At 65.9% G+C, this 12,531-nt stretch carries 11 protein-coding genes; all 11 read right to left on the bottom strand.

All coding sequences use genetic code 11. The features are described from left to right. Positions 1–7: 7 nt before the first annotated feature. A complete protein-coding gene (locus AC51BJ_RS14355) occupies positions 8–670 on the bottom strand; it encodes a hypothetical protein (RefSeq protein WP_019916904.1) in 663 nt (220 codons plus the stop codon). A 47-nt stretch (positions 671–717) separates the two neighbouring features. Further along, positions 718–1,755, bottom strand: coding sequence for a S1 family peptidase (locus tag AC51BJ_RS14350; protein WP_496280675.1), 1,038 nt, complete (start codon positions 1,753–1,755; stop codon positions 718–720). Between the two features lie 10 nt (positions 1,756–1,765). Beyond that, positions 1,766–2,635 carry a quinoprotein dehydrogenase-associated putative ABC transporter substrate-binding protein gene (locus tag AC51BJ_RS14345; RefSeq protein ID WP_430435051.1) on the bottom strand — a complete coding sequence of 290 codons (870 nt, stop codon included), beginning with the start codon at positions 2,633–2,635 and terminating at the stop codon, positions 1,766–1,768. Positions 2,636–2,932: 297 nt separating this feature from the next. After that, positions 2,933–4,735 carry a methanol/ethanol family PQQ-dependent dehydrogenase gene (locus tag AC51BJ_RS14340; RefSeq protein ID WP_425763141.1) on the bottom strand — a complete coding sequence of 601 codons (1,803 nt, stop codon included), beginning with the start codon at positions 4,733–4,735 and terminating at the stop codon, positions 2,933–2,935. Positions 4,736–5,184: 449 nt separating this feature from the next. Then, entirely contained in the window at positions 5,185–6,987 is a 1,803-nt protein-coding gene (locus tag AC51BJ_RS14335; protein WP_496280674.1) for a methanol/ethanol family PQQ-dependent dehydrogenase, read from the bottom strand. 323 nt (positions 6,988–7,310) lie between these two features. Continuing rightward, positions 7,311–8,288, bottom strand: a complete 978-nt coding sequence (locus tag AC51BJ_RS14330; protein WP_496280673.1) for a vWA domain-containing protein — start codon at positions 8,286–8,288, stop codon at positions 7,311–7,313. Further along, complete coding sequence (locus tag AC51BJ_RS14325) at positions 8,285–8,824, bottom strand: MxaK protein (protein WP_496280672.1); 540 nt, start codon at positions 8,822–8,824, stop codon at positions 8,285–8,287. The genes AC51BJ_RS14330 and AC51BJ_RS14325 overlap by 4 nt, the downstream gene beginning before the upstream one ends. Beyond that, positions 8,821–9,849 (bottom strand): vWA domain-containing protein, encoded by a 1,029-nt coding sequence (locus AC51BJ_RS14320; protein ID WP_496280671.1) that lies wholly within the window; start codon positions 9,847–9,849, stop codon positions 8,821–8,823. The genes AC51BJ_RS14325 and AC51BJ_RS14320 overlap by 4 nt, the downstream gene beginning before the upstream one ends. After that, complete coding sequence (locus AC51BJ_RS14315) at positions 9,846–10,907, bottom strand: nonribosomal peptide synthetase MxaA (RefSeq protein WP_496280670.1); 1,062 nt, start codon at positions 10,905–10,907, stop codon at positions 9,846–9,848. The genes AC51BJ_RS14320 and AC51BJ_RS14315 overlap by 4 nt, the downstream gene beginning before the upstream one ends. Position 10,908: 1 nt before the next feature. Further along, positions 10,909–11,760 (bottom strand): DUF58 domain-containing protein, encoded by an 852-nt coding sequence (locus tag AC51BJ_RS14310; RefSeq protein WP_496280669.1) that lies wholly within the window; start codon positions 11,758–11,760, stop codon positions 10,909–10,911. Positions 11,761–11,774: 14 nt separating this feature from the next. Next, positions 11,775–12,531, bottom strand: a 757-nt coding sequence (locus tag AC51BJ_RS14305; protein WP_496280668.1) for an AAA family ATPase, incomplete at its 5' end; no start/stop codon positions are given.

Below are 12,531 nucleotides of genomic sequence, written 5' to 3'. Positions count from 1 at the left end.
GGCAGGTTCAGCCCTTGCTGCCAGCCAGCACCATGTCTTCCTCGATCAGAACGTTGTTGCCATCCGGCACCACGGTGTCCACCCGGTAGATGCCACCGGGCACGGCGTCGGACAGCACGAAGATATAGGTCTTGCCGAGGTACTTCGGAAATTTCTGCTTGTTCGGATCGTCGCGGTAAGGCGTGATGCGATATTCCTTCGCGTCCACCGTCTTGCCGCCGAAGCTCACCTTGACCGGCGTGGCCTTCGGTCCTTCGGCCAGTGCCAGACGGATGCGCTTGCGGAAGTAGTTCGACTTGCCGCCGGTCAGCCGTTCCATTTCACGGATGTCGCGCTCAAGGAAGCACATCAGGGCCGGGTTGCTCTGCGCGGCATCGATCTCCGGGATTTCGGTCTTGCGAACGCCGCTCAGACAGCTGGTGCTCACCTTGCGGGCGCCTTTTTCCTCGCTGACGCGCACCTCGACCGTGTCCTGGAATGCGGCCTCCTGGCTGCCGCTGCGCTTGAACGAATAGCTGAGCGTAGCCGGGGCCTTCACTGCCGACATCTGGTCGTTCATGAACAACTGCTTCTCGGCTTCGGTGATTTCCTGGCTCGGCTCTGCGTGAGCGATGCCGATCGATGCGAACAGTGCGAACAGCAGGGCGGGAAGGGTGGGGCGGAACTTCATGGTGACTCCTCGTGATTGCCGGGTCTGTGCCCGTTCTGGGGGTGAATTCAGCATGTGGTTGACGCACCGCCGGCGCAGGCGTTGACGCGCGCGTCGAGGGCTTCGACGGCGGTCGGCGCGATGCGCTCGAGGCGGGCGCGCGCACTGGCAAAGGCGGCCTGATCATTCGTCCGGTACTGCGCCAGTGCGAGGTCGCTGATGAAAACGGGATTGTTGCTTTCGAGTGCGTCGGCGCGCGCGAACGCGGCCGTCGCGTCGATGCCGCGCCCGGCCTGTGCCCGGCCGAGCGCGTGCCAGGCCGAGGCATTGCGCTGATCGACGGCGATCAGGTCGCGCGCCAGGCGTTCCAGGTCGGCCCAACGGCCTTCCGCCTCCAGGCGCAGCGTCTGCAGGAAGAGCGGCAGTGCCGGCTCCGGGGCGTCCCAGAAGGGACGTCCGTCGAGCGGTGCGACCTCGGGGCCGGGCGGCAGCTTCAGCGCCTCGGCGATCCAGGCGACCGGTACGGAAAACTGATTGTCGGTGCCGGCGCGGAACTTGAACGTCATCAGGCCTACCAGGCGGCCGTCGCGGTCGAACATGCCGCCGCCACTGGCGCCCGACGTAAACGGGGTGGTGCTCTGGATCACCTGCGCACCGTCGTGTGCATGCAGCCGCAATACCGTTCCGTTGCTGACGCGTGGCGCAGCGCCAAGGATGTAGCCCAGTGCCACCAGTTCCTCGCCCGGCTTGAGCGGCGTTTCACGCAGCGGTACCGGTGGCACCTGTGCAGCGCCCGGCACATCGAGCAGGCACAGGTCGCGCGCGACCATCGCGCGCTGGCTGCTTACCTGCATGCGCTCGCCGTTGGACACCACACGCAGCGTGCTTGCCCGGGCGGTGACGTGACAGGCGGTGGCGATGACGCCCGGTGCCACCGCCACGCCGGTGCCGACACCCACGTTGCCGCGGGCATCGGACGCTTCCACCTTCAGCACGCTGGGACGCAGGCTGATCAGCGCCGCGATGTCCCGCTCGCCCAGCGCGCTGGCCAGCGACGGCAAGGCGGTGAGCAGCAGGGTCGCGGTCAGGCGGAAGTACGTCGACACGACCCGGGTCTCAGCGATCCGCAGCGGTGTGGCTGGCCTGCGATTCGTCGATCAGCGGCACACCGTAGGAGGTCAGGATGGCCTGGATACCGGGCAGGTTGCGCTGAACGGACTCCTCGATCTTGTTCTTCCAGTCCTTCTCGCCGTAACGCACCGCCATCGTGATCGCGTAGTCGAACTTGACGTTGTTCTCCGGCGGAAAGCCGACGGTGACGAGGTCAGTCGCGCCGGAATTCTTCGCGAAGTAGCCGGCGATAGGACCCCAGGCCATCGCGACGTCCAGCTTGTCGGCGACCAGATCCTTCTCGACGATCTCGCCCGGGTAGGCACCCGGATCGCCGGACTGCCGCTGGTACGAGATGGCCTGGTCGAACAGCTTGTTGCGCAGCAGCCAGTCCACCGGCGGCGTCTGCGAGAAAACGCCGAACTTCAGCTTGGACAGCTTTTCCGGCGGCAGCTTGAGCAGGTCGTCCGGCACCTTCACGTCGTCCAGACCGCGCCCCTTCTTGAACACCATCGCGTAGGTCGAGCGGTAGTAGGGCTTGATCGTGGCGCCCATGTCGAAACCGACCGGGACACCGACGATGAGGTCGCATTTGTACTTGCCCGGAATCTTCTCGTGCTTGGCGCGCAGCGTCATGCGCACGAAGCCCATGCGGTGCGGGAAGAAGGCGTATTCGAGGGTGTAGCCGAGATCCTTGGCCAGGAGCTCGGCAATCTTGTTCTCGTAACCTTCGCCCTTGTCGTTCGACAGCGGCAGGTTGTTCGGGTCGGCGCAGACGCGCAGCACCTTGTCGTCGCCGGTTTCGGCAGAAGCGAGCGGCGCGGCGAGTGCGGTGGCGGCAGCCAGGGCGATGGCAGCGGACAGTCGATACTTCATCTTGGGGTCTCTCCTCCGTGTCTATATGGCGTGATGTCTTTTTTATCGAAGGGGTGGCTGACGCCTATCCTTCAAGGTGACAGTCTGACATCGACCGAGGGGATTTTGTTTTGTGAATTCCGGTGATTTGTTCCACGCGCGCGATGCGCGGGGCGCACTCGCGATCGGCGGCGGCAGGCCGGTTCGCCCGGTTCATGTGCCATCCGGGCAAAAAAACTGGCACCTGCGTTGCCGCGAGGTGCCAGTTCAGGGTCAGACGGGAGGGCGCCTCAGACGCCCTCCTTGTACTGTGCCAGATTACGGCAGTGCGAACACCGTCATCACGCCACCCAGTTCGGTGTAGCTCGCCAGTTCGGCGTAGCCACCCACGGCGCCCAGACCATCGGTCGGCTTCTCGAGACCGGCTGCCAGACCGATACCGGCCCAGCCACCAATACCCGACAGGATGCCGATGTACTGCTTGCCCTTGTATTCCCAGGTGTTGACGTTGCCGATGATGCCGGACGGCGTCTTGAACTTGAACAGTTCCTTGTTGATGTCGTCAGCATCGACGCACTTGAGGTAGCCCTCAAGCGTGCCGTAGCAGGCGATGCCACCGGCCGTGACCAGGGCGCCCGACCACACCGAGAACTTCTCCGGCTTGGACTGGACGATCTTGCCCTTGCCAGCGTCCCAGGTGATGAAGTTGCCCATGCCGCCGTGGCTGCCCGGGGCCGGGAACATCGACAGGGTGGCGCCGACGTACGGCTGGCCAGCGGTGTACTCAACGCGGAACGGCTCGTAGTCCATGCAGACGTGGTTGGTCGGCACGTAGAACAGGCCATTCTTCGGGCTGAACGCAGCGGGTTGCTGGTCCTTGGTACCCAGAGCGGCCGGGCAGACGCCCTTCGTGTTCACGTCTTCACCGTTCTGACGGGTGGAGTACTTGGCCACGACTTGCGGACGGCCGGTGTTCATGTCGACGTGGGTCGCCCAGTTCACCTTCGGATCGTACTTCTCGGCCACCAGCAGTTCGCCGGACACGCGGTCCATCGTGTAGGCGAAGCCGTTACGGTCGAAGTGCACCGCAACCTTGCGCTTCTTGCCCTTCACATCCACGTCAGCCAGGATGACTTCGTTGATGCCGTCGAAGTCCCACTCGTCGTGCGGGGTCATCTGGTAAACCCAGCGAGCCTTGCCGGTATCGACGTCACGCGCCCACAGGGTCATCGACCACTTGTTGTCGCCCGGACGCTGCGACGGGTTCCAGGTCGAGGGGTTGCCCGAACCGTAGTACATCAGGTTCTCTTGCGGGTCGTACGAGTACCAGCCCCAGGTCGTGCCGCCACCGATCTTCCACTGGTCGCCCTGCCAGGTCTTCAGGGACGAATCCTTGCCCACCGGCGCCATCTTGCCGTTGGTCCAGGTCATGGTCTTTTCCGGATCCATCAGCATTTCTGCGTCGGGGCCGGTCGAGTAGCCCTTCCACACCTGCTTGCCGGTGTTGATGTCGTAGGCAGCGACGTAGCCGCGGATACCGAATTCACCGCCGGAGATACCGGTGATGACCTTATCCTTGAACACGTGCGGGGCGTTGGTGTTGGTGCCGCCAACCTTCGGGTCGCCGTTCTTGACTTCCCACAGCTTCTTGCCGGTCTTGGCGTCGAGCGCGACCAGCATGGTGTCTGCCTGCTGCAGGAACACCTTGCCTTCGGCGTAGGCGAGACCACGGTTCACCGTGTCGCAGCACATCACCGGGATCACGGACGGATCCTGCTTCGGCTCATACTTCCACTTGATCTTCTGGGTTTCCAGATCGATTGCGAAAACCTTGTTGGGGAAGGGGGAGTGCACGAACAGGGTGTCGCCGATCACCAGCGGGCCGCCTTCGTGACCGCGCAGAACGCCGGTCGAGAAGGTCCAGGCCACCTTCATGTTCTTGACGTTGCTCTTATTGATCTGGTTCAGCGTGCTGTAACGCTGGTTCTCGAAGTTGCCAGCTTGCATTGCCCAGTTTTTCGGGTCTTTGATCAGCTTGGCGACGTCAGCGTTAGCGAGCGCAGTGCCCGGGATGGCCAGTGCGGCGACCCACAGGGGCAGTTGTTTCATCTTGCTAGACATAGGCTCCTCCTCATTGCTACCAAAATGTGACCGGACCCCATGTCGAAGGCTCCGGCCGCTGTTGCCCTGCGACGCCCATAAGTGCCCCCGGGCGTCGAGGTAATGAAGATATAGCACACGATTTTTGAACAGCGGGAAGTTTTCCCCGCAAGATCTTAAAATTTTAAACTTGACGAAGATTAGAAAAAGTGCTCCCCGGCGTCAAAACTGCGTTTGGCCGGGATGATTGCCCTCGCTTGTGGCGCGCTGCAACATGGAAAAAATCGCTGGATGTTGCAGCGCGCAACAGCGCCGCCGACACTGTGTGACGCCGGAACGTTCCGGAACGGAACACTTGGTGTTGCTTAAAAATGAGGCAGTCCGAACGAAAAAAACGGCACTTCACGCTTGCGCGAAGTGCCGTTCAGGGACCCGCCGGGGGAGGCGGGTTGTCCAGGACAGACAGTGGATCAGGGCAGTGCGAACACCGTCATGACGCCGCCCAGCTCGGTGTAGTTGGCCAGTTCGGCGTAGCCACCCACGGCGCCCAGACCATCGGTGGATTTCTCCAGGCCGGCTGCCAGACCGATACCGGCCCAGCCACCGATACCCGACAGGATCCCGATGTACTGCTTGCCCTTGAATTCCCAGGTCGTCACGTTGCCGATGATGCCGGACGGGGTCTTGAACTTGTACAGTTCCTTCGTGATGTCGTCGGCGTCGACGCACTTGAGGTAGCCCTCGAGCGTGCCGTAGCAGGCGATGCCGCCGGCCGTGACCAGGGTGCCCGACCACACCGAGAACTTCTCCGGCTTGGACTGGACGATCTTGCCCTTGCCGGCGTCCCAGGTGATGAAGTTGCCCATGCCGCCGTGGCTGCCCGGGGCCGGGTACATCGACAGCGTCGCGCCGACGTAGGGCTGGCCCGCGGTGTATTCGACGCGGAACGGCTCGTAGTCCATGCAGACGTGGTTGGTCGGGACATAGAACAGGCCGTTCTTCGGGTTGAACGACGCCGGCTGCTGGTCCTTCGTGCCGAGCGCGGCCGGGCAGATGCCCTTGCTGTTCACGTCCTCGCCGTTCAGGCGGGTCGAGTACTTGGCCACCACCTGCGGGCGGCCGGTCACCATGTCTACATGGGTGGCCCAGTTCACCTTGGGGTCGAACTTCTCGGCCACCAGCAGTTCGCCGGTCACGCGGTCCAGCGTGTAGGCGAAGCCGTTGCGGTCGAAGTGGACGGCAACCTTGCGCTTCTTGCCCTTGACGTCGATGTCGGCAAGGATGACCTCGTTCACACCGTCGAAGTCCCACTCGTCGTGCGGGGTCATCTGATAGACCCAGCGCACCTTGCCGGTATCGACGTCACGCGCCCACAGGGTCATCGACCACTTGTTGTCGCCCGGACGCTGCGACGGGTTCCACGTCGACGGGTTGCCGGTGCCGTAATACATCAGGTTTTCCTGCGGGTCGTACGAGTACCAGCCCCAGGTCGAACCGCCGCCGATCTTCCACTGGTCGCCCTGCCAGGTCTTCAGCGACGAATCCTTGCCCACCGGTGCCATCTTGCCGTTGGTCCAGGTCATCGACTTTTCCGGGTCCATCAGCATTTCTGCGTCGGGGCCGGTCGAATAGCCCTTCCACACCATCTTGCCGGTGTTCAGATCGTAGGCGGTCACACGACCGCGCACGCCGAACTCGCCGCCGGAAATGCCGGTGATCACCTTGTCTTTGAACACGTGCGGAGCCTGGGTGTTCGTCTCGCCGATCTTCGGATCGCCGTTCTTCACGTCCCACAGCTTCTTACCGGTCTTGGCGTCGAGTGCGACCAGCACGGTGTCGGCCTGCTGCAGCAGGATCTTGCCTTCGGCGTAGGCGAGGCCACGGTTAACGGTGTCGCAGCACATGACCGGAATCACCGACGGGTCCTGCTTGGGCTCGTACTTCCAGACGATCTTCTGGGTTTCCAGATCGATCGCGAACACCTTGTTGGGGAAGGGCGAGTGCACGAACAGCATGCCGCCGATCACCAGCGGGCCGCCCTCGTGACCGCGCAGCACACCGGTCGAGAAGGTCCACGCCACCTTCAGATCCTTGACGTTCTTCTTGTTGATCTGGTTCAGCGCGCTGTAGCGCTGGTTCTCGAAGTTGCCGGCCTGCATGGCCCAGTTCTTCGGATCCTTGATCAGTTTCGCCAGATCGGCGTTAGCCATCGCGGCGCCCGGAACGGCGAGCGCGGCGAGCCACAGGGGCAGTTGTTTCATCTTCACGGACATGGGGTGTTTCTCCTCGTTGCTTTCCCAATGGCCCACGCCTGAACGGCCCGGACCGGCGGCCCCCGCCGGAGCCCATAAGTGACTCTCTGTTGACGGGTTATGGACTTATACATCGCAGAATGCAACGACGGGATGGAATCCCCCGGCCAAGAGCCTGGATGCCCCGATGTCGGGACGGATTCACGGTCGAAACGGGGATATATCCCGGATTCAAGGGGTTGGCGGAGACGTCCGTGCCGCTGTCATTCGCGCGGGACGCCGACCGGAATCCGGGGTGTGGCGATATGCAACGTCCGCCGGCAGACGCCGGCCGGAGCACCGGATCAGCGCCGGAAACGGTCCGGGCGGAAACCCCAGGCGAGGCTGAGCACGCCGAGCAGTGCCGGCAGCCAGCCCAGCCGGGTCGGCACCGACTGTGTGCGACCGAGTTCGGGGTCGGTCAGCGCCGCTGCCAGCCCGTCGGCGTCGGCCAGCGTGTGATAGGCCATGCCGGTCTGTGACGCCAGTTCGCGCAGGTGCGGCGACTTCAGGCTGGACAGGTGTTCGGTGCCGGCGACCACGGCCTGCTGCGCGACGCTCTGGCCGGACTCATCCACCATCGCCTCGCCGTTGGCGCTCGAACCGGTGCGCCCGCGCGTCGCCGTGTCGGTCTGCGATACCTCGTCGGCACGCCAGTAGCCGAGCGGGCGACCGTCCGGGTCGAATTTCGGGATCGGGCTCAGCGCGCTGCCGCCGGTACCGACGATGAGCCCTTTCACCGCGCCCGGTTCGCCGTCGAAAGAGGGGCGGATCTTCGGGTGCAGCGGTGGCGCCTCGTGGCCGTCGGTCACGAACACCAGCGACGGCTTATCCTCCAGATCCTTCAGCGCTCGGATCGACGAGAACAGACCCTTGGACACCTCACTGGCGCCGGCCCAGGACATCTGGCCGTCGATGCTGGACAGCGTCGCCAGCAGTTCGTGATAGTTGCTGCACACCTCGACCGGCGTCATCAGCGCCAGCAGCCGGTATTCCGAGAATACGCCCCAGCCGATGCGCGAGCCGCAGGGCAGGGCGCGCAGCGACTCGGCCAGGCTGCGCTTGGCGTAGGTCAGGCGGTCGACCGGCTTGCCGTCGAGCTCGTAGTCGAGCGTGTTCATGCTCTGCGTGATATCCAGCACCACCATGTGCGTATAGCTGCGACCGGGCAGCGACACCGGCGGCAGCACCGCGGCGAGCGCGAACAGCAGCAGGGCCACCGTCAGCGGCCGCGTCTGCGGGCTGTTCGCGCGCGCCAGCAGCTGTCGCGTCGTCGCGATCATGGCAGGCCCAGCGTGAAGGCTTTCATCGTGGTGACTGCGCGCTCGCTGTTCTGCGGCAGCGGCGGCCCTTCCTCGATCGCGCTTTCGCGCTCGGGCGCCAGCCGCAGCGCCCGTTCGAGGTTGTACTTGGCGTTCCAGTGCTGCGGGTTCAGACGCAGCAGTTCGCGGTAGCTCGACTTCGCCAGCTCGGCCAGCGGCAGCGACTTGCCTATGCTTTCCGGCCCGAACTGCAGCGCCTCGCGCAGGTGCAGATTGCCGAGGTTGTACAGCACCGACTGCAGCAGGTCGCCGTCGCTGCTGCGCGACAGGTCCTTGTAGGCGCGCACCGCGCCCTCGTAGTCGTTGCGCGCTGCCAGCGACAGCGCACGCGCGAACTCGGCCTGCGGGGTGTCCTGGGTCGCGGCGGCGTCGATGCCGCTGTCGACCAGGCGATTGAAATCGCGGGCCTTGGACAGGCGGTAGCCCTCCCAGGCCGCCACCGCGACGCTGACCGCGATGCCTGCGGCGAGCATGGACGCGACACTGCGCAACTTCATGACTGCAACTCCTCTTTCCATGCCGGCCGCGTGATCAGGCGGCAGGCCAGTGCGATCGCGCCGGCGAGCAGGGCCAGCGCGAAGCACCAGCCCGAAAAATCGCGCCGCGGAATGCGTTCGACGTAGTCGAGCGGCAGGTTCTGTTGCCGATCGACTTCGGCCACCGCCTGCTTCACCGCCTCCGGGTCTTCCGCCTCGAAAGCTTCGTACGGCACGCCGGTCGATTTCAGGAACTTGTGCAGCGCCGCCTCCGGCACGTTGCCATCGTTCTCGTCGGCGTTCAGGCCCAGGCTCAGCGCCGAGCGGATGAACACCCAGTACACGGCGACACGATTGCGCTCGAAGGCGCGGCGGATCTTGCCGCGCATTTCGTCGTCGATCTGCGCCGCGCCATCCGACACCAGCAGCAGGATGCGGCTGCCCGAATAGGCACGTCGGTCGAACTGTTCGGCGCCAGCCAGCAGGGCGCGGCCGATGTCGGTTTCCGACAGGCCGCGGCCGATGCCGCCGGCCTCGATGCCGGCCTGCACCACGTCGCCGTGCTGGGTGAAGGGCACCACCAGCATCGGCGACGAACTGAACAGCAGCAACGAGTAGCGATCTTCGGGGCGTCGTGCCGCGAACTCGGCGAGCAGCCGGCGCGCGACCTTGCCCTTGGCTTCCGCCGTGGTGTCGATCGACGGCTGCCTGCCCTTGGGCAGCAGCGGTTCGTCCATGCTGCGGCTGCGGTCGAGCACGATGACGATTTCGGCACCGCGACCGGTGCGCTGCTGTTCGGTTGCAGGCTGCGCCAGTCCCGCCAGACCGAGCACCGCCGCCACGATGGCGAGCGCAGCGGCGATGCGGCCGCCGCGCAGTACGGCGTTACCCAGCGGATCGCGCGGCAGCCAGTCGATGCAGCCGTAGTCGAGCGAGTGGCGCCGGCGCGGCCACAGCGGCAGCAGCGCCAGCGGCAGCGCGAGCAGCCAAAGCGGCGCGGTCAGTTCGAGCGCACCGGGCCACAGGTTCAGGACCAGATCGTTCATGCCAGCGCGCTGCGTTCCAGTTTTGCCGCCTGCGCACACAGCGCGCGCGGCTCCACGCCGTCGACCGCACGGTCGGCGAAGAAGCGGGTCTGCGAAGCCTCGAAGAAGCGGCGCAGGTCCGCCTCCAGTGGGGCCAGCCACGGCGCGCGGGCGAGCAGCAGCGGCAGGTTGTGATCGCGCACCACCTGGCCGGCGGTGTCGTCGAGCGCGCGGTGCAGCCGGCGCCAGACCTCGATCGAACCGGCATCGAGCCGCGCGATGTCACGCTGGGCGCGTGAGAAGGGCAGGCGGCGCCGCGCGTTGAACTGGCGCAGCAAGGCCAGTGCCGCCCACAGCGCCACCAGCAGTGCGCCCGCGTACAGCGCGGCGTGCAGCCCCCGCTCGTAAGGCGCGGTGTCGATGTGCGGCGCCGGCGCGTCCGGCCGCATCTCTTCCAGTCCGGCGCGCGCCAGCACCACATTGGGCGTGAGCGGCGCCACCGTCAGCGGCATCGGCGTGGTCTGCAGGCGGCTGCCGGACACCGCGGTTTCGATGTCCAGCGCCGGCAGTTCGATCGCGCGCAGTTCTTCCGGCACGTTGATGATCTGGTAGTCCATCACCAGCCAGCGGCGGCCGGCCGCGTCGCGCTCGATACGCGCATCGCGGCGCTCGAACCAGTTGCCGGTGCGCTCGAGCGGCGGCAGCTTGGCAAGTTCGAGCGGTTTGCCGTCGTATTCCAGCACCACCCGCTGCGTCACGATGTCGCCGATGACGTAGCCGAAGGGGCGCAGCGGATCGACTTCGGGATTGACTGCCGATATCGCGGGCGCCGGCGGTGTAGCCACATCGGTCGCCGGCTCGGCCGGCGCTGTGGCGGGTTCGGCGGGGGCCGCAGCCGGGTCCGGCGGCGGCGGAATGACGTAGCCGGTGGGCTGCGGCGGTGTGCTTGGCGCAGCCGCAGCATCGGCACCGGCGGCAGGCGCCGCAGCGTTGGTGTCCTGCGCCTGGGTGGCGCCACAGCAGACCAGGGCCAGCGCCGCACAGGCGCTCAGCAGGCGCAGTCTCCAGAAGGAAGGCATGTCAGACGGCCTCGAAGAAATAGCGTGACAGCGCGTCCGCGTCGAAGCGGCCGGTCATGTAGAAAGGGCGTACACCGCGCGACGAGAACAGCGTTTCCAGCGCCTCGCGCCGCTCGGCGAAGGCGTCCTCCCAGCGGCGGCGTATCTGCGGCCGCAGCCACAGGCCGCGTCGGCGGCCGCTTTCGATGTCGCGCAGCGCGAGCAGGCCTTCGCCCTCCGGCGCCTTCGGCTCGACCTCGTCCCAGATCACCATCGGCACGACGTAGGCGTGCGACAGCAGGTCGAGTGCGGCCGAGGTCTGTTCCAGTGGCGCGTGGAAGTCGGAAGCGAGGAAGACCAGCGCCTGCTTGCCGGCGATGCGCGAACAGGCCTGGAAGATGCCTGCGGTCGACGGCTGGTCGGCGCGGGCGCGGGCCAGCGATTCGGCCATCATGACGCCGGCGCCGCGCGAATGCATCGGCGCCAGCATCAGGTCGGTGCGCTCGCGGGCGTCATAGGCCAGCATGCCCAGCGCGTCGCCGGTACGGAACACCGAGTCGCCGAGCGACAGCGCGAACTCCGACATCCGCTGGATCTTGCTCGCCGCCGAGCCGAAGGCCATCGACGCCGACACGTCGGCCAGCAGATAGACCGGAATGCCGGCGCGCTGACGGTTCACCCGCACCAGCCAGCGCCCCTCCGGGTCGCGGATGCTGGCGCGCAGGTCGAGGCGGCGCGGGTCCGGCCGGTCGAACAGCGTCTGGTGGGCGATGAATTCCTGACCGCTGCCGGTGGTCGAGCTGCGGTGCGCGCCGGGGCGCTGGCCGCCGACCCGCATCGGCATGCGGTAGTGAAAGTCGCGCTGGAAACTCATGGCGGCGGTGTGACTCAGGGCGTGGCGACCCGCTCCAGCATCTGCGCGATCAGCGCATCGGCCAGTTCGGCGCGGCGCAGTTCGTACACCGGGGTGAAGAAGACGCGATGCACCAGCGTCGACGGCAGCACGGCCCGGATGTCTTCCGGCGTCAGGTAGTCGCGGCCGCTGAACCAGGCGACCACGCGCGCGGCGCGCATCAGCATGCCCATGCCGCGCGGGCTGGCGCCGGCCAGGATCAGCCGCGACATATCCACGCCTTCAATCTGCAGGCCGTACTTCACCGGGTCGCTGGTGGCCGCCCAGATGTCCATCGCGTAACGCTGCAGCGCGTCCGAGGCGGTCACGGCGCGCTGGATGGCGGCGCCTATCGTGTTCATCTGCATCCAGTCGACCACGCCCGGCGTCACCGTGTCGATGAGCGCGTCGGTGTCGTGGAAGCGCGGATCGAACACCAGCGCGCGCCGGGTGTCGTCGTCCGACGGCGTCAGCATGCGCAGTTCGAACATGAAGCGGTCGCGCGCGGCGGAAGCCAGCTCGAAGGTTTCTTCCTTCTCGACGCGGTTGCGGTCGGCGAACACCGTCATGTGCGGGAAGCTGTACTCGCGGTTGAAGGCGGACAGCGTGCGCTCGGCCATCGCGCGCAGCAGCAGCGACTGCACCTGCGGGCGGGCGCGGTTGATCTCGTTGAAGAAGAAGGTGGTGAGACGCTCGCCATGGCGCAGCAGCGGGCCGGGTTCGATGCGCGGCTTGCCCTCGGCATCGACATAG

It is taken from the genome of Methyloversatilis sp. S146-33 (assembly GCF_059552495.1).
This window is presented reverse-complemented; position numbering and strand designations above follow the sequence as displayed.